Source organism: Bartonella tribocorum, from assembly GCF_002778015.1.
Lineage (GTDB): Bacteria > Pseudomonadota > Alphaproteobacteria > Rhizobiales > Rhizobiaceae > Bartonella > Bartonella tribocorum_B.
Genome location: NZ_NJPP01000003.1, coordinates 25,397 through 50,196, shown reverse-complemented (window position 1 = coordinate 50,196; position 24,800 = coordinate 25,397). Strand labels below are relative to the sequence as shown.

At 37.3% G+C, this 24,800-nt stretch carries 19 protein-coding genes; 7 read left to right on the top strand and 12 right to left on the bottom strand.

The window, feature by feature from the left end:
• The first annotated feature begins 261 nt into the window (after positions 1-261).
• The 3 genes from CEV08_RS02045 to CEV08_RS02035 are packed head-to-tail and all read left to right on the top strand — an operon-like array spanning position 262 to position 2,817.
• Positions 262-1,011: an ABC transporter ATP-binding protein gene (locus CEV08_RS02045; protein WP_100130126.1), complete on the top strand. Its 750-nt coding sequence runs from the start codon at positions 262-264 to the stop codon at positions 1,009-1,011.
• Positions 1,012-1,017: 6 nt separating this feature from the next.
• Positions 1,018-1,887 carry a metal ABC transporter permease gene (locus CEV08_RS02040; RefSeq protein ID WP_100130125.1) on the top strand — a complete coding sequence of 290 codons (870 nt, stop codon included), beginning with the start codon at positions 1,018-1,020 and terminating at the stop codon, positions 1,885-1,887.
• Positions 1,888-1,896: 9 nt separating this feature from the next.
• On the top strand, positions 1,897-2,817 hold the full coding sequence (locus CEV08_RS02035) for a metal ABC transporter solute-binding protein, Zn/Mn family (RefSeq protein ID WP_100130124.1): 921 nt from the start codon (positions 1,897-1,899) through the stop codon (positions 2,815-2,817).
• Between the two features lie 1,573 nt (positions 2,818-4,390).
• Here the strand turns inward: CEV08_RS02035 and CEV08_RS02025 are convergent.
• The 7 genes from CEV08_RS02025 to CEV08_RS01995 all read right to left on the bottom strand — a co-directional run bounded on the left by CEV08_RS02025 (position 4,391) and on the right by CEV08_RS01995 (position 13,487).
• Positions 4,391-5,437 (bottom strand): sn-glycerol-3-phosphate import ATP-binding protein UgpC, encoded by a 1,047-nt coding sequence (locus CEV08_RS02025; RefSeq protein WP_100130123.1) that lies wholly within the window; start codon positions 5,435-5,437, stop codon positions 4,391-4,393.
• Between the two features lie 2 nt (positions 5,438-5,439).
• Entirely contained in the window at positions 5,440-6,291 is an 852-nt protein-coding gene (ugpE, locus tag CEV08_RS02020) for a sn-glycerol-3-phosphate ABC transporter permease UgpE (protein WP_100130122.1), read from the bottom strand.
• Between the two features lie 10 nt (positions 6,292-6,301).
• Complete coding sequence (ugpA, locus tag CEV08_RS02015) at positions 6,302-7,186, bottom strand: sn-glycerol-3-phosphate ABC transporter permease UgpA (protein ID WP_100130121.1); 885 nt, start codon at positions 7,184-7,186, stop codon at positions 6,302-6,304.
• 95 nt (positions 7,187-7,281) lie between these two features.
• Positions 7,282-8,616: a sn-glycerol-3-phosphate ABC transporter substrate-binding protein UgpB gene (ugpB, locus tag CEV08_RS02010; RefSeq protein ID WP_100130120.1), complete on the bottom strand. Its 1,335-nt coding sequence runs from the start codon at positions 8,614-8,616 to the stop codon at positions 7,282-7,284.
• Positions 8,617-9,594: 978 nt separating this feature from the next.
• On the bottom strand, positions 9,595-10,317 hold the full coding sequence (locus tag CEV08_RS02005) for a glycerophosphodiester phosphodiesterase (protein WP_100130119.1): 723 nt from the start codon (positions 10,315-10,317) through the stop codon (positions 9,595-9,597).
• A 194-nt stretch (positions 10,318-10,511) separates the two neighbouring features.
• Positions 10,512-12,068 carry a glutamine-hydrolyzing GMP synthase gene (gene guaA, locus CEV08_RS02000; protein ID WP_100130205.1) on the bottom strand — a complete coding sequence of 519 codons (1,557 nt, stop codon included), beginning with the start codon at positions 12,066-12,068 and terminating at the stop codon, positions 10,512-10,514.
• A 132-nt stretch (positions 12,069-12,200) separates the two neighbouring features.
• The gene (locus CEV08_RS01995; protein WP_100130118.1) at positions 12,201-13,487 is read right to left on the bottom strand and encodes an RsmB/NOP family class I SAM-dependent RNA methyltransferase; all 1,287 of its coding nucleotides are present in this window, start codon (positions 13,485-13,487) and stop codon (positions 12,201-12,203) included.
• Positions 13,488-14,002: 515 nt separating this feature from the next.
• Between CEV08_RS01995 and CEV08_RS09475 the strand changes: the two genes are divergently transcribed.
• Positions 14,003-14,149: a hypothetical protein gene (locus CEV08_RS09475; RefSeq protein WP_180753537.1), complete on the top strand. Its 147-nt coding sequence runs from the start codon at positions 14,003-14,005 to the stop codon at positions 14,147-14,149.
• A gap of 180 nt (positions 14,150-14,329) precedes the next feature.
• Here CEV08_RS09475 and guaB read toward each other — a convergent pair whose 3' ends face one another.
• From guaB to CEV08_RS01980, 3 genes are all read right to left on the bottom strand, one after another.
• Positions 14,330-15,829, bottom strand: a complete 1,500-nt coding sequence (gene guaB / locus CEV08_RS01990; protein WP_100130117.1) for an IMP dehydrogenase — start codon at positions 15,827-15,829, stop codon at positions 14,330-14,332.
• 161 nt (positions 15,830-15,990) lie between these two features.
• Positions 15,991-17,562, bottom strand: a complete 1,572-nt coding sequence (locus tag CEV08_RS01985) for a phospholipase D family protein (protein WP_100130116.1) — start codon at positions 17,560-17,562, stop codon at positions 15,991-15,993.
• A 390-nt stretch (positions 17,563-17,952) separates the two neighbouring features.
• Entirely contained in the window at positions 17,953-19,338 is a 1,386-nt protein-coding gene (locus tag CEV08_RS01980) for a sigma-54-dependent transcriptional regulator (protein ID WP_100130115.1), read from the bottom strand.
• A 254-nt stretch (positions 19,339-19,592) separates the two neighbouring features.
• Here CEV08_RS01980 and CEV08_RS01975 point away from each other — a divergent pair, with 254 nt between their 5' ends.
• Complete coding sequence (locus tag CEV08_RS01975) at positions 19,593-19,961, top strand: hypothetical protein (RefSeq protein ID WP_100130114.1); 369 nt, start codon at positions 19,593-19,595, stop codon at positions 19,959-19,961.
• A gap of 269 nt (positions 19,962-20,230) precedes the next feature.
• Here CEV08_RS01975 and CEV08_RS01970 read toward each other — a convergent pair whose 3' ends face one another.
• Positions 20,231-21,223 (bottom strand): KpsF/GutQ family sugar-phosphate isomerase, encoded by a 993-nt coding sequence (locus tag CEV08_RS01970; RefSeq protein ID WP_100130113.1) that lies wholly within the window; start codon positions 21,221-21,223, stop codon positions 20,231-20,233.
• Between the two features lie 39 nt (positions 21,224-21,262).
• The gene (locus CEV08_RS01965) at positions 21,263-22,150 is read right to left on the bottom strand and encodes a UTP--glucose-1-phosphate uridylyltransferase (protein WP_100130112.1); all 888 of its coding nucleotides are present in this window, start codon (positions 22,148-22,150) and stop codon (positions 21,263-21,265) included.
• Positions 22,151-22,412: 262 nt separating this feature from the next.
• Between CEV08_RS01965 and CEV08_RS01960 the strand changes: the two genes are divergently transcribed.
• Both CEV08_RS01960 and CEV08_RS01955 read left to right on the top strand, forming a co-directional pair.
• Positions 22,413-23,669 carry a lytic murein transglycosylase gene (locus CEV08_RS01960; RefSeq protein ID WP_100130111.1) on the top strand — a complete coding sequence of 419 codons (1,257 nt, stop codon included), beginning with the start codon at positions 22,413-22,415 and terminating at the stop codon, positions 23,667-23,669.
• 15 nt (positions 23,670-23,684) lie between these two features.
• Positions 23,685-24,761 carry an SGNH/GDSL hydrolase family protein gene (locus CEV08_RS01955; RefSeq protein ID WP_100130110.1) on the top strand — a complete coding sequence of 359 codons (1,077 nt, stop codon included), beginning with the start codon at positions 23,685-23,687 and terminating at the stop codon, positions 24,759-24,761.
• Positions 24,762-24,800 lie beyond the last annotated feature (39 nt).

Sequence of the window (24,800 nt, the reverse complement as noted above, 5' to 3'; positions counted from 1 at the left end):
ATTGGAAATAACTTAGACACTAGACGAAACACACTAAATACCCTCTCTTGTGCTTATTCAGAATCGCCAATCATTTTGATACTATATATAGTATATACTCTTCCTCTTTCGTCAAGGAGAATTCGACCATTATTTTGAATTGTCCACGATCTTCCCACTAAAATAGTCATCCCTCACAACTATGTAATAATATAACATCTTGTTGACAAACGTTATGTTATTACATAGTTTCTCAAATAATAAGCAAAGATGGTATAAGTTATGGATCTGCACTTTAAAAAGACAACATTAGGTTATAGGAATAGAATAGCGATCAAGGACTTTTCAGCAAAGTTAAAAGCGGGTTCATTGGTCGCAATAACAGGCGATAACGGTGCTGGAAAATCAACATTGCTAAAGGCTATCGCCGGATTAATTAAACCTCTTAAGGGAAAAATTATAAACCCCCAAAAAAACCGCATTGCTTATCTTGCTCAGCAATGTGATATAGACCAAACATTTCCCATTGATGTGAAAGCACTTGTTAAAACAGGATTATGGTCTTTTTGTGGGTTGTGGAAAAACCAACGCCCTTATGATTCTAAGATTCAGAATGCGCTTGAGATGGTTGGACTCACAGCTCTCGCCACCCGTTCACTTGAAATATTATCAGGTGGGCAATTACAACGCGCTCTTTTTGCACGTATCATTGTACAAGATGCCGATATTATCCTGCTTGACGAACCTTTTAATGGTATCGATCGCAATACTCAAAAAGACCTTCTTGCACTGATCACGGACTGGAAACAGCAAGGTCGCACAGTTCTCACAGCACTCCATGACCCTCTCGTCGTGCAAGAATTTTTTCCTCAAATGATTCAAATTCATCAACAAAACGCCTTTTATGGAGAAACAACACAGCTTCTCGACAACATCATTCACCACATTATGCCCCCCCTCTCCTCCGACTCTTTGTGTATTCGTATGCAAAAGCATCTCCCTCCTATCAATGATTCTCTCTTTCTTAGGTAATAAGACGTGTATGCATTTTTTCTTGCCCCCTTTGTTGATTTCCATTTTATGCAAAACGCCCTTATCGGCTCTATTCTCCTTTCTATTAGCGCTTGTCCTGTTGGTGTATTTTTGATGCTCCGTGGAATGAGTTTAACAGGAGACGCTATTTCTCATGCCATTCTTCCTGGTGTTGCAACTGCCTTTCTCATTTGCGGCTTCTCCCTTATATCTATGACACTTGGTGGTATTTTCGCTGGCATTATTGTTGCTTTAGCAACTGTTTTAATTTCACGAAATAGCTTTCAGAAAGAAGATGCATCTATGACCGTCTTTTATCTTATTGCACTCGCAGCAGGTGTCATTATTATCTCACTGAAAAATTCAACCATTGAACTTCTTCATCTCTTATTTGGATCTGTTCTTGCAATTGATACACAGGCTCTTTGGTTGATCACCACCATCATGTTGATCACACTCTGCAGCCTTTTTATTCTCTGGCGTGCGCTCGTCTTAGAAAGCGTTGATCCCCTCTTTTTTAAATCACTCTCTCCATTGAGTAAATATATTCATATTTCATTGCTTGGACTTGTGGTATTGAATCTGGTTGGGGGCTTTCAATCCCTAGGAACATTACTTTCCGTTGGCATTATGATGATTCCAGCGATTACAGCCCGTTTTTGGTTTTCACGCTTAGTCCCTATTTGCGTACTTTCCACTCTTTTTGGCATCATTTCTAGCGTATGTGGTCTCCTGCTTTCTTTTCATCTCTCACTTCCCTCAGGCCCTGCTATCATCATTGCCGCAGGATTTATTTACCTCATTTCCTGCCTCATAAGCCCACGTGGTTTTATTGTCGCATGGTTTCCTCACCTCTTTTATACTTCCTCACTTTAAGGAAAAATTATGCTTAAGCTTACTCAAAAATTTATTCTGCTTGGTACTTTATTGTTTGCCCTTTATCCTTTTTCTGCTTCTGCACACAATAAAATAAAAGTTGTTACAAGCTTTTCTATTCTTGCTGATCTCGTAAAAAATGTAGGAGGCAACAATATCTCTATAACCACTTTTGTAGGCCCCAATGCAAACACCCACACTTATGAACCTACGCCTCATGATGCTCAAGCTCTTAGAAACGCTCAGATTATTTTTATCAACGGGCTTCATTTAGAAGGATTCATTGACCGTCTCATCACAGCTAGCGGTACAAAAGCACTTCTTGTCGAGGTTAGTGCTAACATTCCCCCCCTCGAAATGAAAAATCAAGAACATGACGCCCATCACCACCATCACGGCGTTATTGATCCGCATGCTTGGCAAACAATTCCCAATGTCGAAATCTATGTGAAAAATATCGCCGCTGCTTTTTGCAAAATTGATCCACAATCTTGTACGCGCTACAATAAAAATGCCGAAACCTACATCAAAAAGCTTCAAACAGCACAAAATACCCTAAAAACAAAAATCGCTACCATCCCTCAAGATAAACGTACCATTATCACATCTCATGATGCTTTTGGCTATTTTGCCAAAGAATATGGCTTCACTATCCTTGCCCCCCAAAGCGCTTCAACAGAAGCTGAAGCAACCGCAGCTGATGTAGCTCAACTTATCAAACAAATTAAAGCGAATAAGGCAGCAGCATTGTTCGTTGAAAATATCTCTAATCCCCGTCTCATCAAACAAATTTCAAAAGAAACAGGTTTGAAAATTGGTGGAACACTTTATTCTGATGCATTGTCAAATGAAAACGGCCCTGCCGCAACTTATCTTGATATGATGGAGCATAATGTGAATACCATCATTGATGCCATCACAAAACATTAAAAAATTCATAAAATCAGAGGCTTATTATTATATTAACAACGAGATCCAATATCCATAATTGATAACAATGATATGAAATAAAGTTAATTTTACAGAAAAAAATTATACTCGATAGATATCCAGATAGATAAGATCATAAGTGGATTTATTACCTCATGGTGCCCAAACCGCAAACACTATTATTCTATTTTCAAAATTTCTTTTGCTATACTTCTCGACACTTGAAACAATTCATAAAAAGCATTTGTATTTTTTTAGTGTTTTATCTACACAGCAGCTCCCACTTATGACATACAATTAGGATTAGTGTACGGATAAAACACTTGAAAAAATGCCCTCTTATAAAGAGTCTCAAGACAACACCTGTCGCAACATTAGAGAATGGCAGAGCGTATAATGACACCCATCTGCACTTCGTTGTATAAGCATAAAGGTGGCAATTCTCAATGGATTTTATGTGATAGCACTCAGATGATTGCATAAAAAATAGATTGGAATACCCTTGAAAAATGGTTTTAAAAACAAGTGCGTAAATTGGCGCCCCAATAGCATTTTGGTTAGGACATTTTGTTGTGTATGAGGGGCACGATTCTATTCAAAGAATGTGATAAACAAAAATGCGCGCCAATGCGTAATCTTCATTATTTAGGAGACATTGCCTCAGATATTTTTTTAAACCATAATGCTAAATTAAAAAGACGATGCTAAAAGACATTTCTTAATGTACCCGAATCTATTTCGCAACGGCGCCCACAAATGGTAATGGTATAGAGAAATCCATTGAGCCCCCATCTTTACATTTATGAAGAAGAAAGCAGGCACCATCACACGATTTGCCAGCTCGTGGATATTATTTATAGCCCTTGCATCCAGACTATTTCATAAGAGACATTTTATTTTAAGTCTTTTCTTAATAGTTTTTTATCCACATGGCTTTTCCTGCTTGTAAAGGCCAAGCGAATGGTTTTGATTGATTCAACATGGAGCAGTTTTAGAATGAGAAAATCATACGGTACTTAAGATGCTCACGCAATACAAAAAAAGTGAATTATCATACTAAATCAATCTATTCTCGTTAAGCAGAACGTACCTATTTTTGTACAAGCTATTCAGAACACCGTCCTGTTTTTTATAATTAAAATGGACTTTTTATATCACCGATCAAAGCTAAAGATATAGGCGACCCGACGCCACCATTTGAGAATAATTTTATCTCTCTATTGTTCTTATTCATTCTTTATAAGACATATAAATTATTCCATCAAAAAGTTTATGATAAGAGACTTTTTAAATCAGAAAAAATATGATTAATAAATTATTATCGCTATTAATTTAAATGAAAAAAACTTTTATGTTTAAAAATAATATCCTTTTTATAGAGCATAAAAATATAGAATTTCTTTATATGAGTATTTTAGCATTCTCGTGTCATGTCGCAATGCATCATTACAAAAACTTTTAATTTTTTTAATCTCATCGATCACACTTTAATTTTGCGAATGTAATCGAGAGGGGGAGAACATAACATTATCATGATGCATGCATAAAAAAGTCTTATCACATCGATGAATGTTTACTTATTCCTTGTCCGCTTTCCCGTGTTTTTTTTAAAGGTATGAAAGTCTTGATGAGCGACAGTGAAACTTAATTTTTGACCATGGTCGTGTGTCAAGCGTTCTTTTATTTCAATCGTAAAAATCATATTATTCCAACGCGTTAAAACATGGCAACCTGTTCCAATAGGCTTAATAAGTTCAATTTGTGTGTGAAAGACAGGTCCTTTATCTAGGTGTTCGCCCAATAAGATTATTTCTGGCCTGAAAGCTAAAAGATCAGTTTCTTCACTATAAGAAAAGGAATGCCCTAAATGTTGTTCTAGGACATGACGATCAAGAAAATTCATCGGAGGAGAACCAATAAAATCGGCAACAAATATGGTTGCTGGAGTATCATAAATTTCCATTGGTGTTCCAATTTGCTCGATAGTGCCTTTATTCAAAACGACTATTCTATCAGCTAATGTCATGGCTTCTAGTTGATCATGCGTAACATAGAGGCTGGTTGTTCCTAATGAACGCTGTAGCGTTTTTATCTCAATACACATTTGCGCCCGTAATTTTGCATCAAGATTTGAAAGAGGTTCATCAAAGAGAAAAACACGGGGTTGACGTACAATGACACGTCCCATTGCAACACGCTGGCGTTGTCCTCCTGATAATTGTCGTGGTTTACGATCAAGAAATGGTTCTATCTCCAAAAGCTTTGCAGCATGTGCGATGCGTTTTTTTATTTCTTCTTTAGGCGTTTTACGATTTTTAAGACCATATTCTAAGTTTCCACGAACTGTCATATGGGGATAAAGAGCATAATTCTGAAAAACCATAGCAATATCACGATCGGCTGGTTCACGATCATTGATGCGTTCGTTATCAATACATAGTTCCCCTGAGGTGACTTGTTCAAGTCCTGCAATAATACGTAATAAGGTTGATTTTCCACATCCTGAAGGACCAACAAGAACAAGAAGTTCTTTATCAGCAACCGTTAAGTTCAAGTCATCAATGACCAGAATGCCATTGTCATACCGTTTTTTTATATTTGATAACTGAATTATGGCCACAATTACTTCTCCGTTTCAATAAGGCCTTTGATAAAAAGCCGCTGCATGAAGATAACAACAAGAACAGGCGGTACCATAGCAATAACCGATACTGCCATGAGGATATTCCATTGAGGATCATGTTGTAGTGATTCGACAACAAGCTGTTTTAAAATAATAAGGATTGTTTGATGATCTTGATCCGTTGTGATGATAAGAGGCCAGAGATATTGTATCCATCCATAAATGAACATAATGATAAATAAAGCAGCGATATTACTTTTACTAAGAGGAAGAAGAATATCCTTAAAAAATTTGAATGGTCCTGCACCATCAACACGTGCTGCCTCTAAGAGTTCATCTGGAACAGTCAAAAAAAACTGACGAAATAAAAATGTCGCGGTTGCCGATGCAATAAGTGGAATAATCATTCCACTATAGGTGTTAATCATTCCCAATTTCGCAACAACCACATAGGTTGGCAGAATACGAACTTCGACAGGAAGCATCAATGTAACAAAAATAAGAACAAAAGCAATTTTTCGGAAAGGAAAACGCATGTAGACAATTGCATAAGCAGACAAAAGTGAAATAATAATTTTTCCAATACTAATCCCAAAAGCCATAATAAGTGAATTCATTAAAAGTGGCCACAGATTGGGTAAACCACGCTGTGAAAGGCCGTTACCAAAGATTATTTTATAATTTTCCAGAGCGTGTCCCCCAGGTAAAAGAGGAAGTGTCCCTGAATTAAATGCTGCTGAACTATGTGTTGATGCAATGATAGCAACATAAACTGGAAAACAAATAATGATAATGCCAATAATGAGAGTGATATGGGTTAGAAATTTCAAAATAGGGCGATTTTCAACCATAATTTATTTCCTAATATTGTACACGACGCTCAATCCAGCGAAACTGGATAAAGGTTAAGACAATAACCATCAACATCAGTATTGTTGATTGTGCTGCTGATACACCGATTATCTGATTTCTAAAACCATCGTCATATACTTTATAGACGAGGATGTTCGTTGCACGCGCAGGCCCCCCAGAAGTTGTGTTATCAATAATACCAAAAGTATCAAACATAACATAATTGATATTGACGATAAGAAGGAAAAATGTCGTTGGTGAAATTTGCGGAAAGACTACAGTCCAAAATCGTTTAAAGGGACCAGCACCATCAATGGCTGCTGCTTCTATTTGAGAACGCGGAACGGACTGAAGACCTGTAAGAAAAAAGAGAAAATTGTAAGCAATCTGTTTCCAACTAGCCGCAATAACAATAAGAATCATCGCTTGGGTGCCATTAACACGATAATTCCATAGCACTCCTATTTTTTCGAGAAGAAAAGGAATAATCCCAATGGTGGGATGAAAGATAAACAACCATAATATACCAGCCAATACTGAAGCAACAGCATAAGGCCAAAGCAAAAGAATTGTATAAGCCTTTTTTGCACGAACAACACGATCAACACAAACAGCTAAAAGAAGTGATATTGTCATTGAAACGACAGTAACAGAGATGGAAAATATTACGGTTGTAAGAAGTGATTGCCGATAAGTAGGATCAGAAAGAACGGTTAGATAATTTTCAAGACCAATAAAAGTTGTTGTAAAGCCAAAAGGATTTTCACGTTCAAAGGATGATTTTATGGCTTGAGCGGCTGGCCAAAAGAAAAACAAAAACGTCACAAGGAGCTGAGGAAAAAGCAGTCCGTAAGAAAGGAGACTATTTTTAAAATATGCATATTTTTCTTGCATTCGTAGGGCTCTTTAAATGTAGAGACTTTAAAAAGATAAACAAAAAGGACTCAACTGTTTTTGTTGAGTCTTTGAATGTTTAACAAAAAAACAAATTAACGATTAGATTTCTCAAATTCACGCAAGAGTTTATTTCCACGCTCAACGGTCTCATCCAAACCATCTTTCGGTGTTTTTGAACCACTAAGAACAGCTTCCAACTCCTGATCAAGAATGGTACGGATTTGTGGTAAATTACCAAATCTTATCCCTTTCGAGTTAATTGTTGGCGGATTAAGATTGATCTGTTTGATAGCGATATCAGCCCCTGGCGTTTTTTCATAGAAATGTTGTTCTTTGCTCAATTCATAAGTTGCTTTTGTTGTTGGAAGATACCCTGTTTTCTGATGCCATTTTGCCTGGTTTTCTGTTTTTGAAAGAAACTTAAGAAAAGCAGCTGCTCCAGCATATTCCTTTGGCGTATGCCCTTTAAACGTCCAAATAGAAGCGCCTCCAACAACTGAATTTTGCGGCGCTCCTTCTACATCCTTATAGTATGGTAGCATACCAACGCCCACATTAAACTGAGCTTCAGAAACAATGCCAGCATGTGATCCTGAAGATTGTATAAAAATTGCACAATTTTGTGCCATAAACATTGGTGCTGCATCTAATGCGCCCGCAGGACCACCATAGCGGAAAATACCTTGATCAGACCACCTTTTTAGATCTGTCCACATACGTACTTGTAAAGGTCCATTAAATGTAAGTTCTGAATCAAGTCCTTTAAAGCCATTTTCTCTCGTTCCAAAAGGAACGTTATGCAACGCTGAAAAATTCTCGACACCAATCCATTGAGCTGCATAAGCCATTGTAAAACCACACGCTGCCGCTTTAGTTTCAAGAATTTTTTTAGAAAAACCTTCTATATCTTGCCATGTTTTAGGAGGCTGTTCTGGATCAAGTCCTGCTTTTTTAAAGATATCTTTGTTGTAATAAAGGATTGGTGTTGAAATATTGAATGGCATAGAGACCATACGGCCCTGTTTATCTGAATAATAACCACTAATAGCAGGAAAATAATCGGCAGGATCGAATTCCTGTTTTGTGTCAGCCATAAGTTGATAAAATGGATAAATTGCACCTTTTGCAGCCATCATAGTTCCAGTACCAACGTCATAAATCTGAGCAAGAACGGGCTGTTTTTTTCCACGAAATGCTGCAATGAGTGAAATCAACCCCTCTTCATACTCACCGCGAAATGAAGGCACAACTTTATATTCAGATTGACTTGCATTAAAATCGTTAATGAGACTTTCAGTTTGCTTTCCTACTTCACCACTCATAGAATGCCAAAAGCTGATCTTTGTCTGCGCAAAACTCGCTGTTATTCCAGCTGCGGACATTATGATAGCAACCGTGGCCGCTATGGAAAGATAAAAACGACTCATGGTCTACCCTTTCTGAAGTGATGAAATACAAACTACCCTTAGATTTATAGTATTACACATGAAAATGCTATGATAGTTTTATTTCCGAAATACATTCTTCCATTTAAACAGGAACCACAAAAAGGTCAAATGAATTTGTCTAGATTTATTCGTTTTCTTTTATAAGCTTTCTTATGCTTTAAAAAGATACGGGGTTGTAACTATCTGAAAAAAATGAAATGACTTAAATAAAAAATGCAATAAGTAAAAAGATATAGATCGTCAATATCATTTCATGACTTTTGTAATATCTATAATATCTGGATTTACTTTTTTAAAAAAATAATTGTTATTCTTTATACTATTTTTCTTATAATTCTCAGTTTATAACTTTAAAATAATGTTGCTACTAAATTTAACAAAGAGATGAATAGAATTTTTTCCAAATTAAGAAAATCATTTTGAAGTGCTTAATTGTCTCCTTCTCTGTAATGGAATCACCCCCCTCATGCAAAACAGCATGATATTGTATAACCAATTTCCATGCCGTAAAAAATCTTTCAATCCATCTACACCCATTTCATGATAGCGTCTTATAATAAGTCATAAAACCCTCTGTTAAAGTATATTAGACTTTTTCTAAACCATCATTTTTACACTTGATAAAGGTGCAAAACGACACCATCATACGATTCCCCTCATCCTTCACTAAGCCTTGCTTTTAAGAGAGTTTAAATGAATATTTTATTTTTTTTCAATAGCTTTTTATCCACACACCAATCCCGCTCGTAATATGCAAATGAATGATTTTTCTTGATTCATTGTAAAAAATTTGAAGTGAGAAAATCTTTTGATATTAAGAGCTCTCACTCAATATAAAAAATATTGAGTGATTATTAAAAATCAACGTGTTATTATTGCGCAAAAGAAAACACTTCCTACTTTTTTTCATGAGGCTAGCTTTATGAAGGGACAGTGATTTTGTAGAAGTATATTTTTTTACCTTTGTGTACGCAATTGCAATGCAAGATCCGGTTGATCTGTCGTAATGTAATGTACAGGCATATTAAGCCAATGTGATAACCGAACTTTTCCGTTGATTGTCCATACCCCTACAGTAAAACCAGCTTCAAGCGCTGCTTCAATAAAATCCTGTGAGGCAATGGAACCATCTAAACTTAAATCAGAATACCCCAATTGTTTCCATTCAGAAAAATGGCGATACATATCACTTTCAAAATTATCAATGCATGGACCAGATGGTATGCCTGCTTCAATAAAAGGACGAAGGACCAAAGGATCAAAACTAATGGCAGAAACCCGTTCTGATAAATTTCTACTTTTTATGAGTGCAAGCGCTTTTTGGGATAATATTGTTTCACGCTCCACTTCACCACATGTTTTGATTTCAAGATGCAAACCAACATTGGTTGGTGCTAAAAGATCAAGCACTTCTTCTAATAAAGGGGGGGCTTCTCGACTTCCTTTCACGCAAAGTTGTTTGCGTGTTTCATTATCAATGTCATGAATATACCCCTTTTTGCCAACCAATTGATCTAAACCAAAATCGTGAAAAACAACCACTTCACCGCTTTTCAGTAAATGAACGTCGCATTCAATTTCATCAATATTTAACGCTATAGCGTTATTAAATGCCGAAAGGGTATTTTCAGGATAAAGATGAGCGCCACCACGGTGTGCAACAATTTTTTTCTCATACATGCAAATTTCACACTTCTTCGTCTTAAATGATATTGGTCAATTTTAAATGACATTGGCTCTCAATGAGATTAGCGGACAAATTTCCAGATAAAGCTTTATATCATATGAGAATGCACAATTATTTTTTCTCCATTTTTCTCAATATCAAACCCTCCATGATATTTTATTCTTAAAAAGCTTATCCTTTATTTCAATTATTCCCATTCAATGGTACCAGGGGGCTTGGAGGTTACATCATAAACAACACGATTAATCCCTCTAACTTCGTTAATAATACGTGATGCTGTCTTACTTAAAAATGCCATATCATAGGGATAAAAATCAGCGGTCATTCCATCGACAGATGTGACAGCGCGAAGCGCACAAACAAATTCATACGTGCGACTATCCCCCATCACTCCAACAGTCTGGACAGGAAGAAGAACAGCAAAAGCTTGCCAAATTTCATCATAAAGACCAGCCTTACGGATTTCCTCAAGATAAATGGAATCTGCTTCACGTAAAATTTCCAATTTTTCGCGTGTTACGGCACCTGGACACCGAATTGCAAGGCCGGGACCTGGGAAAGGATGGCGACCAATAAACTGCTCTGGCAGCCCTAACTCTCGCCCTAGCGAGCGAACCTCATCCTTAAAAAGCTCACGCAACGGTTCTACAAGTTTCATATTCATCTGTTCCGGTAACCCCCCCACATTATGATGGCTTTTAATGGTTACCGATTCACCAATGACTGAGACACTCTCAATAACATCTGGATAAAGTGTTCCTTGCGCTAAAAACTCTGCACCTCCTATCTTTTTCGTTTCCTCTTCAAAAACTTCAATAAAAAGGCACCCTATCGTTTTGCGCTTTTTTTCTGGATCTGTCACCCCTTCTAAAGCATTAAGAAATATATCGGCAGCATTAACGTGAATAAGCTCTATGTTATAGTGATCGCGGAATAATGTAAGAACTTCCTGAGCCTCATTCTTACGCATCAATCCATGGTCAACCAAAATGCATGTTAATTGATCTCCTATGGCTTCATGAAGAAGCACCGCTACAACAGATGAATCTACCCCACCTGAAAGACCACAAATCACACGACTTTTCCCAACTTTTTCTTGTATTGTCGCAATTGCTTGCTTCCGATAAGAAGCCATTGACCAATTGCCTTTAATAGCAGAGATCTTATGAATAAAATTTTGCAAAAGTTTTGTACCATCCGGTGTATGGATAACTTCAGGATGAAACTGTACCGCATAAAAATGTCTTTTCTCATCGGCAATAGCCGCATAGGGAGCACCTTTTGAGGTTCCTATGACACGAAAACCTTCTGGTAAAGCTGCCACACGGTCACCGTGACTCATCCATACTTGATAATGAGAACCTTTTTCCCACACTCCATCAAAAAAGGCACTCTTCTCTTGGATTTCCAAAAAAGCACGCCCAAATTCACGCTCACGTCCTGCTTCAACCTTTCCTCCAAGCTGAACACACATGACTTGCTCACCATAACAAATACCAAGAATCGGAATACCGGCCTCAAAAATTTCCATTGGAGCACGCGGCGACCCTTCATCAATAACGGAATAAGGGCTTCCGGATAAAATAATAGCTTGAGGATTTATACGGCGGACAGCGTCTAAAGCCAATTGAAAAGGAACAATTTCACAATATACCCCCATTGCTCGTACTCGTCGCGCAATAAGTTGTGTTACTTGTGAACCAAAGTCAATAATAAGAACAGTGTCTGGATGTGATATGCTCATAGAAAACCAATCAACAATTGTAAAAGAGAACTTATGAGAGTTATGATTCAATCTTTCTCTTTTCACAAGCCTGTTTTCTTAGGAAAAAGATTATTCTCATAAAATTTATGATAAAAAATGCAAAAATATGGATCAATGTTTTTTTTGCAACACAGATAAAAAGAAACCATCTGTTTGTGTTGTTGCGGGCGATAAAGTCAATCCATAATTTGAAAAGACTGGTTGTACAGAAGAAAAACTAAAATGTTTCTGCCAAAGTGCCTGCATATCTATTGGATAAAAATGAGAATGTTGTTGAAGAAAATGGGAAATTTGTTCCTCATTTTCATCTGCAAAAAGAGAACAAGTAATATAGACTAAGCGCCCATTTGGCTTAAGATAATCTATCGCTTCATTTAAAATAGCTCTCTGTTCTGTTTGGCGTTGTTTTACCTGCGCTAATGTTAAACGCCATTTCGCATCTGGACGACGACGCCATGTTCCTGACCCACTACAGGGGGCATCTAACAAAACTCTATCCATCTGGCCTATTAATGGCTTTAATTCTTCTTTTTGTGCTCGTGTTTGTACATTACGAACACCCGCGCGTCGAAGACGATCAAAAATAGGCGCTAAGCGCGCTTTATCAGAATCATAAGCATAAATTTGCCCACGATTGTTCATATCGGAAGCTAAAGTTAATGTTTTGCCCCCAGCACCTGCGCAATAATCTAATACCTGCATGCTTTCTTGTGCTTCCACAAGATGAGCAACAATTTGAGACCCTAAATCCTGTATTTCAAAATGCCCTTTTTGAAAAGCTGGTTCAACTTGGACATTGGGATGGCGATCAAACTTTTCAATCGGTGCAATTCTTAAAGCTTGCCGAAACCATGGAAAAGACTGAAGTTTTATCTTTGCTAACTCTTTCAACACCTTTTCTGGTGTTGCCTTGAGGCTATTTACCCGTATGTCTAAAGAAGGACGCGTTGCTAACCCAGCAGCTTCAGCGATCCACTTCTCACCAAATAAAGGACAAAGATGTGCTTGACACCATTGAGGAATATCACCACGAATGTAATCTGGTGCATCCACTAATTGCCTCCTTTGCCACGATTGGCGCTGTTTGTCCTCTAATAACTGTGGAGCAAATCGATCTCCTACTAACACACTGTCAATTTGCTCCAGCGTCATTTTTCCAGTATCTAATAAGGATGCAAAAACAATATCCCGAATATCATCACTCTCCATACGCCATTGTAAAGAATATCGTCGTCTTAAAACATCATAAACAATTGTACCAATGGCTGCACGATCACCTGCCCCTGCAAAGCGATGAGAAAGCCCCCAATCCTTTAAAGCTTCTCCTACGGGGCGATGCCTCATTTCTATCTCTTTGAGAACATCTATTGCTGCGGCACAACGCCCACCTAATCGCATTCGTTTCTCCCATTAAAATCCTAAAATTCTAAACTATTAAAAAAATAATATTATCTTCTTGTTGCCAATGAAACCTGTTTAAGGCTAGCAAAAATTTACATTCACTTTTAAAATGTTCTGAGTGTACTGCTTTATAAAATCCAATTGAGTGTATTTAGATTTTTCCTTTCATTTTCTGCCCATTGGTTTTTTATCCTTCTAAAACACATACAATCCTCTTACGCTAAAAGATACACTGCCATCCATAAAGAACTTCTTTTTGCCATGTATTATACTCTTTAATTATTGCGTAAAATGAAATTTTCTCAACCTATATAAACAACAGAAACAATCAAAAATCTTCCATCTTGAAAATATTATTCCTCTGAAAAATAGAAAAAGCTTCTAAAAAGATGAAACAGACGCATCTTATTCTCAATAAAAAATTAACTTTTTAAAAAATGCTTGGAACCACTATTTGGCATGACCGTTTTTACCATACTGGCAACTGCCAGACAATTTAAAAGGAGAAAATAATGACTTATAATAATGGAAAAACAACTTCATCTAAAAGTCGCCACAATACAATGCCCTCAAACAATGGAAAGAAATCCGTCCAAGGTGATCAGACAAACAATCGCCAACGTGCGTCAAAGACGGAACGTAAGACAACAAAAAGTTAGTTTTAACTTTATATAATTTACTTCACACAAATCTTAATAGAAAGAATTAGAGTTTTAGCCTCTAGTTCTTTCCTTTTCTGGATTATTATACCAAATCATAAACATAAAAAAGAACCGTTTCTCTTTCTTGTTCTTGGAATATTTTATATTTATGCGATATGACGCTAAGCTCTTATTCCTTCAAACGGGGCCCCGATAGTTTGGACTCTCCCGCGTAATGGAAACATCATGCGTATGACTTTCATGGAGTCCTGCATTGGTAATACGAACAAAGGTTGCTTTTTTACGAAACTCTACGAGATCTTTTGCCCCAACATAGCCCATCGAAGCACGCAGTCCACCAGCAAGCTGATGGAGAACCGATGCTATAGGACCTTTATAGGCCACTTGACCCTCCACACCTTCAGGAACCAATTTCAATTCATCACAAACATCATCTTGAAAATAGCGATCTGCTGATCCTCGTGCCATAGCACCAACAGATCCCATACCACGATAGGCTTTAAAAGATCGACCTTGATAGAGATAAACTTCACCGGGACTTTCTTCTGTACCTGCTAAAAGAGAACCGATCATCGCTGCACAAGCTCCACCCGCTAAAGCCTTAGCAAAATCACCCGATGCTTTGATCCCACCATCTGCTATGATGGGAATACCTGCTTTTTCAGCAACTTCTGCAGCACTCATAATAGCTGCAAGTTGAGGAACACCAACACCAGCAACAATACGTGTGGTACAAATAGAGCCAGGACCAATACCAACTTTTACCGCATCTGCACCACTGTCAATCAATGCTTGCGTCGCTTGAGCGGTCGCGACATTCCCAGCAATAACAGCTGGAGAGGAAGCCATCTTTTTAATCCGTTCAACCGTTTCTAGCACACGCTGAGAATGTCCATGCGCTGTATCAATAACCAATACATCAACACCTGCATCCATAAGGCGTTCAGCACGTTCAATTCCATCATTCCCAACACTACTGGCTGCCGCAGCACGCAAGCGCCCTTGAGAATCTTTAGCCGCATTTGGATTCAATTTTGCTTTTTCAATATCCTTAACTGTTATCAGGCCGACACAACGATTTTGTTCATCCACAACCAATAATTTTTCAATACGGTGATGATGTAAAAGATATTTTGCTTCACTCAGTCGAACATTTTCATGCACCGTGATCAAATTTTCATGAGTCATTAATTCATAAATTTTTTGTTTTGGATCCGATGCAAAACGGACATCTCTATTGGTTAAAATGCCAACAAGTCGTCCCGCTGTCTCACCTTTAACACTATTTTCAACAACCGGAATACCTGAAATGCTATGAAACCGCATCAAAGCTTTCGCTTCTTCAAGTGTTGCATCGGGTCCAATTGTAACTGGATTAACAACCATACCAGATTCAAACTTTTTTACTTGACGGACTTCTTCTGCCTGCTCTGCAGGAGACATATTACGATGAATAACCCCAAGACCACCAGCTTGCGCCATAGCAATTGCTAAACGCGATTCTGTTACCGTATCCATTGCAGCAGAAAGTAATGGCAAATTGAGCTTAATATCAGCTGCAATGCGCGTCCTAAGATCCACTTGACTAGGCATAACAAGAGAATGACCGGGCTGTAAAAGTACATCATCAAAAGTCAGCGCCAATGCCCCTGTCCCTGTCTCAACAATCTTTGCCATAGCAAAATTCCTTTTATAATAAGATATTATAACAAAACGCCGCAAGGAGCCTTAAAATACAACTGCGGTTCTCATAGGGTAGATTGGCAAAAAATTATGCCATGCTACAAATAAAATGAAAAGAAAAATAAATATTTTTTTAAAGTGTGGTTTATAAAAATTTACAATTGTGATTCAATAGGTAACCAACTTATTATTTTTGCAAATGCGCGACGCCAAAAATTGCTTTCTGGCTCACGATCAATGCTATATTTTTTTTCATTTTCAATAAAATCCCAATAAATACGATTATTGTCATCAAGACGAAGATGATAGCTCATTTCCCCCGTCGTTTCTTCACAAAATAACAAATCTAACCTTGCTGTAATGGGAGCACATTCAAAGAGAATACCCATTTCTGTATTGAGTGCTGCTGATCTGGGATCAAAGTTTAAAGATCCAATAAAAGCTGTTTTACGATCAACTAAAAAAGTTTTAGCATGTAAACTTGCCTTACTCGATCGAAATAATCGTAACCCATGGGGGTTGCCTTCCGCTTTTAATTCATAAAGCTTAACACCACTTTTCAACAGCGCCTTACGATACGGTACATAACCACCATGCACTAATGCTACATCGGTCGCAGCCAAAGAATTGGTGAGAATTTTGACATCAACACCTTTTGAAACCAAATTACTAAAATGCTGCGTACCAACCTTACCAGGAACAAAATAAGGTGATGTAATCTGAACCGTTTTTTGGGCATTGCCAATAACCTTTGAAAGGGCCTTCATAAGCCAATTTCCTGCTTTTTTACGCAATGCTTTTTCTGGAGGATCAGAAAGAACAACAACTTTATCGGCTAAAAATAACCGCTTTCCTGTCTGGATAAAACAATCAAAATTAATGTGCTCTTTGACATAATCTAAATAAACTTTTGCAACCTTGGAATCCCGAAATTTGCGTAATTTATCTTTCCAATAGCTAAGATCGCCTGCACTTTTAGGAATAACCAAAGTATGAATTGGCAAAACAACAGCACTATTCCAAAAATCATCAAAGACACTTTCCACCTTTTTAACAGAGGGGCCGATTAACATCAAATCTAAATCTCGAAAATGAGATTCTTCACCAGCATCAAAATAAGAATCTGCAAGATTACGTCCTCCTACAAAAGCGACCCTGCCATCAATAATAAAAGCTTTATTATGCATTCTCCGTGTTACAGTAATTGCCCGTAATATAATCTCTAAACCACGGCGTAAACCACCTTTACGCGATCGCCCTGGATTAAACATTCTCACCTCAATATGAGGATGTTTATCCAGCGCAATATAAGCTGGATCACGTGCCTGAGCGTTAATATCATCTAACAGAAGCCGTACCCGAACACCCCGATCAGCTGCTTCAACTATCTCACTTAATAATAAACGCCCCGTTAAATCATCATCCCAAATATAATACATCAGATCAAGGCTACGGCCAGCCTCTGCCGCACCTATCGCACGAACACAAAACGCATCCAAATTACTGATGATAAGGGAAAGGGCATCTTTATTAACCCCCAATCCATTTTCTTTCTCAGCCAATTGACTAACGATACGATCAAGCCTGGTTTCATCCTTCTGAATAGGTAACGCATAAGAAGATTGTCCCCTGGAACTTTTCATAAAACGCCCATAGGTGTAGATGGCCAACATAGACGCAATAAAAAAAAAGAGAATAAAACCAATAACAATCTGTAAAAGAGTCAAAGAGGATAAACTTTCTATTTTTAAGCGATCGCATCACCCGTGATACAAACCACAATTTATCTTAACCGTATAGCCGGTAAAATGCCACTTCTTGCTTAAGAGAATATAAACTTAATATCCATAATGCCAAAATTTTAGTTGCAATATTTAAAAGCTTAAAAAATATCTCTCGGCTTTAATAAATGTAAACCGAACTAAAATTGTATAAAATGAAACAAATGATAAAATAATCAAATAAATTTATACTTTATTTAAGTCTATAAAATCATCCTCAATAGATAAAATTTACAATAAAGAGGTCTTTTTTTGGGGTGATTCCCCATCGAATTTATCAAAAGCCCCTCTCTTTTTTGAAAATCATGTTTATCATCAAAAAAATTGTTATGCGTTTTACTTTCGTTCTTGATTTCTTATGGTTCTCAATTCTTCCATTTTTCTATAAAGTGTAGAGCGACCGATATGAAGGCGGCGCGCAATCTCACTCATATGTCCCTTATAATATTTAATCGCTTTCTCGATAATATCATGTTCCATCTCTGCAAAAGTACGCACATGCCCATCAGTATTCAAAAATTGTATCGATTCTTGTTCATTATCTCCTTGCATATTACCCTCAATGATATTTGGAACACTCATGAATGAATTTCCTATTAATTGCGGAAAATCTCGAACAGTTAATAACGGTCCCTCACTGAGTAAAATCGCACGAAATAAAAATTTTTCAAGTTCATTTCTATTACCAGGCCAATCATACTGCATAAGCAAGGAAAGAGCCGATCCTGCTAAACCATGGACATGTGATCGCCCTGTTTCTGTTATAATGTGATCGATTAAACGTTGTGTGATCTCTGGAAAGTCATCCCTTAATTCTCGTAAAGCAGGAACGCTAATAGATAAATGAGAAAATTGTTCATACAAACTATGCAAAAAACAGTTCTCTTTAACCAAGTCCTTTAAACGCGAAGTTGAAATAGCAATGATCCGAAAAGGAAAAAGTTCCCCTTTTGTACCCCTTTCTCTGTCTTTAAGATAATGAGAAAACCGTCTTTGCTGTATAGACTCAAGCCGATCAATATCACAAAGGCAAAGTGTCCCTTGTTCAAGCGAAGAAACCAAAGGGAGAAATTCTTTAAACCAATGCTGATTTTCTTCTTCTGGATCAGCAATCGCTGAACATTGATAGCGAATAAAAGCACCTTTCGAGAATAAACCTTCATGATGAATAATTTGTGCTAAGGTCTCACGACCTGTTCCAACTTCACCTTCTATCAAAAGATTCTGTGAAGTCGTTGCTGCTTTTCTCGATTGCTCTAAAACAATCTGCATAGCTCTACTTTTGATGTAAAGGTCAGAAAATCGCAAATGATTCTCTTTCTTTCGTCGAATATCTCGAACCTCATGCTCTAAAGCAGAAATAAGAGCCAGAATATCCAAAGTAACTCTTACACGTAATAATGTTACTGGATAAAGCCAATAATCAATCGCTCCAGCTGTTAAAGCTTTCTGGAGTAAATCTTGATTTTCTTTTTGTGCTATCACAACAATAGGAACAGAAACACCAGCAACTCTAATCATTTTAATCAAATCACTCACACTCAAATCACTCATCACGACATCAAGAAGTGCAAGCACAATGTTTTTACGCCTATGCAAAAGATCAATTGTACGCAGGCCATTTTCTGCTTCAATGACACGGTAACCAAAACCTCGGAGCATAGCAGAAAGCTCTATACGTCTTCCATAATCTTCACTCGCAACAAGAATGGGACCAACCATAATGTCAATAATCTCCTTTGAGACTATTCAGCGGCTTAATGTAAAAATTGTTGTAAACCATAAGAAATATTTCACCTCTTGTGTTTCACTTATGAATTTCATCAAGCTGTTAATTAAATACAACATTAAGGCATTTTTTTCCATTTTTTTTGCTTTTTCATTGATTTTTATAAAATTTTTCATATTGACTCATAGCGTAATTTAATAATCTTATAGAAAACAGAGAGCAAAATAATCTAAATAGAGTGAAATCAATGAAACATACCTGTCATATTTTATGTCTTACAATCACCGCTTTCCTATTAAGTGCCTGTAACTTTTCACAATATTATAACTCCAATATGTCCACTGAAATTGATGGAAAATGGGTTGATGAGAATGGTATTATTTCTTCTTTCCACAATGGTGTTTTTGAAACGCGTGCCGCAGATACAGAAGAAAAACTATCAGAAGGGGCCTATAATTATCTCAATGCCCAAAATATAGAAATTGAAATACGCTCTATTCTCCGTGGAACAATTTCTAGAGTGAATTGTACAATGTCATATGATGCCACGCAACTTCTCTGCACTTCACATACAGGAGCACAGTTTTTCCTTAAACGGAAAACTTCAACAAAGTAAAAGAGAAACTTCTCTTAAGAACAGAGAGCGCACATACATCAAACAGGAGGTGATCCTTTCTCCTCCTGATGGAAAATCCTCTCTAAAATATGCAAAAAGACTGATATAATCTCTATCCGTAGAATTTTCTAAACATTATAAAATGTGTAAAATAATCGCTTTTTTCTACACAATATCAGCCAAAAATCCCTTCACAATAAAATTGTGACTTTGTATCATTCAAGCTATTGTAGCCTAAAATAACATTTTAGCTAATAGGAAACACTAACTTAAGCAGCACCGATGCGCAAAAGATCATGAAAATGGACAATTCCTATCGGTTTTTTATCTTCAACCACGAAAAATGCACCAATATGATGTTCATTAATAAAGGCCATTGCCGCACCAACAAGTGTATTTGGCTTTACAACTTTAGGTGCTTTTGTCATCACTTCGTCAACATTAAATTTTGATAAATTAAAATGAATGTTCCGCGCAAGATCACCATCGGTCACAATTCCGATGAGTTCACCTTCTTGATTGATAACACCAACACAACCAAAATGTTTTTTTACCAAAACAGTCATCGCTTCAGTCATCGCTGTTCCCTGCATAACCAAAGGAATACGATCACCCTCATGCATAATATCACACACGTATTTAAGACTTGCACCAAGAGAACCGCCAGGATGATATATTTTGAAATCGGTTGCGGTAAAACCACGCATTTCTAAAAGAGAAACCGCTAATGCATCTCCCATTGCTAGTTGCATAATTGTTGAAGTTGTAGGAGCTAAACCATGAGGGCAAGCCTCTTCTATCTTTGGTAATAAGAGAACAATATCAGCTTGTCGTCCTAACACAGAGTGCTCACGTGATGTCATTGCAATAAGAGGGATACGAAAACGCGCCGCATAACTCATAATGCCACTTAACTCTTGCGTTTCACCAGACCATGATAACGCAAGAATAACATCATCAGATCCAATCATACCAAGATCACCGTGATTGGCTTCTGCGGCGTGAACAAAAAAGGCAGGCGTTCCAGTTGAAGCTAAGGTTGCTGCAATTTTTGTCCCTATATGACCACTTTTTCCAAGACCCGTAATAACCACATGTCCGTGAGCGTTTCTAATGGTTTGCACAGCCGCTTCAAAAGAAGATGAAAGATTTCCAAGAAGAGCTGCTTCAAGAGCTTGAAGCCCTTGCTTTTCAATGGCAAGTGTTTTAAGCGCCAATGCAACAGAATCTTGCAAAGCCGTATGAGAAAATGGTATTGTCATAATCAAATTCAATCAATAAAATTAAGTGAGAGATCTACATCATTTTTCCACTTTAATGGTTTCTAGTAAATTTTTCAATGAAGCGGAAATATGGCTGTGCATATCAGCACGTGCCAAAGAAAATGCAACATTAGCTTCAATAAAACCAGCCTTAGAACCGCAATCAAAAGTGCGCCCTTCTAATTGCAAACCCCAAAAATCCTGTTCTTTTGAAAGCTTTATCATCGCATCTGTTAGTTGAATTTCATTTCCTTCTCCTCGTTCTTGAGTGGAGAGAATATTAAAAATTTCTGGCTGCAAAATATAACGACCATTGATATATAAATTTGATGGTGCCGTTCCAAATGCTGGTTTTTCTACCATTGTTGTGATTTCAAAACCATTGGCAATTTGTTTGCCTTTCCCCACAATGCCATATTTATGGGCTTCTCTAAGATCGCATTCTTGAACTGCTATAATATTTCCACCCACCTTTTCATAAAGGCTCATCATCTCAGAAAGAGACCCCTTTTTCGCTTGTACCAACATATCAGGTAATAACAAAGCAAAAGGTTCGCCTGCAACTAATTCACGTGCGCACCAAAGCGCATGCCCCAACCCCAAAGGTTGCTGTTGCCGTGTGAAAGAAGTGGTCCCTGGCAACGGCTGTAAACGGTATAAACGCGAAAGATCTTCCTTTTTTCCACATTCAGCAAGTGTTGTATATAATTCAACTTGCGCATCAAAATAATCCTCAATAACCGCTTTATTGCGTCCAGTCACAAAAATAAAATGCTCAATACCAGCCTCCCGCGCCTCATCCACAACATATTGAATAACAGGCTTATCAACAACTGTTAGCATTTCTTTCGGAATCGTTTTTGTCGCAGGAAGAAAACGCGTACCAAGACCTGCAACGGGAAATACTGCTTTCCGTATTTTACGCAAACTCACCCTCCTCAATGAATTCATATAACTTATTTATTTATCGCATGTTTTTACGAAATAGTAAAAAAGATATCTTATTGTTTTGATTATCATTATAATGGGCAATCAGAAATGTACAAAGAGAATATGAGAAGTTATGGAAAGAATTAAACGAATTATCTGTTTCAGTTTTTTCCTCTTCTTGATCATATTATCTATTAAACTAAATACAAAATAAAGTTATTGCACATCGAATAAATTGAATATTAATGGGGACTTCAAAATGCAAAAAACAGAATTGAAAACTTTCTCTTTTTTAGAGAAATCAATAAATCAGAGAACGCCTATCACTGGCTTTGTCGTTCTTTTGTCTGCTTTTTTTATGTTTTTTGCCTCCTTTTCCTATGCTGATAGCGGATTTAAACACTGGATTAAAGAGTTTAAAAAAATAGCTATTGCTCACGATATTGCCCCCTCTATATTTCATATGGCTTTTAAAGGCATTCATGCCATTGATCCAGAAGTTTTAAAAAACGCTGCATACCAACCAGAATTTGTTGCTCCCTCATGGAATTATTTCGATAATCGTGTCCATGATATCGCAATTGTGGAAGGACGCCGCCAAGCAAAAAAATGGAATAAATGGCTTCTTCAAATTGAAAAACGTTTTGGTGTTAACCGCAATATTCTGCTTGCTATTTGGTCAATGGAAAGCAATTACGGGAAAGTTTTAACCAATAAAAGTGTCATGCGTGATACCATTCGCTCGCTTGCAACTCTCGCCTATGCTGATAAAAAACGTTCAAAATATGCACATACACAACTGATTGCTGCTATGAAGATTCTACAAAGTGGTGAAATTAAACGCTCTCAACTCACTGGATCTTGGGCTGGAGCATTGGGACATACACAATTTATTCCAAGCAGTTATCTCGCCTATGCCATTGATATGGACAAAGATGGGCGGCGTGATATCTGGAACTCTGTTCCAGATGCTCTGGCTACTGCTGCTAACCTTCTCCACAAAAATGGCTGGCAACCTCACCTTATTTGGGGGATAGAGGTAAAAGTTCCCCAGGGGAAAAACCTTCCTGAAAACTGGCACTCCTTTGAAAAATGGAAAAAATTAGGTGTAGAATGCGCAAATGGGCATCCTCTTCCTCCATTAGCTGAACAAGCAATATTAAAATATCCAGATGGCGCAAAAGGACCTATATTCTTAGTCACAAAAAATTTCTTTGTTCTAAAACGTTATAATAACGCAGATCGTTATGCTTTTGCTGTTTCCCTTCTTGCTGAGCGTATCTCTGGACGTCCTGGATTAGTGCATGATTGGCAAAGACCTTTTCAACCTCTCACCTTCCAAGAATGCAAAGAACTGCAATCTCGCTTAAGTGCACTGGGCTATTATAAAGGGAATATTGATGGAAAAATCGGAACAGCCTCCCGCAAAGCAATTAAAGCTTTTCAGCTGCATCACGGTTTAAAAGTAAATGGATATCCATCCTCTCAAGTGCTTTTGCTCCTTCGCAAACAATAATGGAGCATTAAGGTTTTGTCTCTTTTTCGTCTGATATACTTGATGTTCTTTCTGTGCTCACTTTTTATCGTGGGGATCATACAGCCATCCCCAAGTAAAGCGACCAACTTCTTTAAGTGGTTGTCACAACAAAATAAACCGACACAACAACCACCTCAAATTATAGAACCAAAAATAAACAAGCCGCAAAAAAAGATCGGAACACCAAAAAACATACAACAGCTGAAAAACGAGAATGCAAAGCGTATTCTTGTCATAGGGGATTTTGCAGCTTCTGCTGTTGCTGATGCACTTAAAAAGTTTTTTACGGATAATAGCGATATCGTTATCATGAATAACACAATGCCAGCCTCCGGTTTAGTTCGAACGGATTACTATTCTTGGCAAAGTAATATTTCTAAACTCATTGATCAAAATAATCCTGATGTTATTATCATAATGATCGGTGCAAATGATAATCAACCCATCACAGACTCGCATAACACAATTAACACAGACCAGTCAGAATGGGTACGCATCTATAAACAACGAATTATCGAAATTGCTGAAAGTCTTCATGCCTCTGGAAAATCATGGATATGGATAGGCCAGCCTTCTTTTGGCAATGATCTTTTGACACAAAAAATGAAAATTTTTAATGCGCTCTACAAACAAGAAACAGAAACAGCGGGAGGATATTTTCTCGATATTTGGAGCGGTTTTATTGATAAAGAAGGAAACTTTTCTTTTTCCGGCTATGATATTCATGGAAAAATAGTTAAATTACGTACCAATAATGGCATGCATTTCACCTCTGAAGGAAAGAAAAAACTTGCCTTTTATTTAGAAAAACCATTGAAAAATATTTTAAATTTTCATGCCTTTTCTCATGATGGACCATACTCAACCGATCAAACTATTCAAAAACTTATACAAGAATCAGAAAAACAAGAGCCAAGTAATATTATGCGCCAGCCTCCGATAAGCCTCGAGGATATGGCGCAACAAAATACCCACCTTTTAGGCAAAAGAAAATCAAGTTTTATAAAAAAATCATGGTTTCCGCCAAATGGGCATCAAAAAGATCGAGCTGATAATTTTTCTTCCCCATAATGTCTCTTTAAAATATAAAATCTAATTTTTTCCATACAT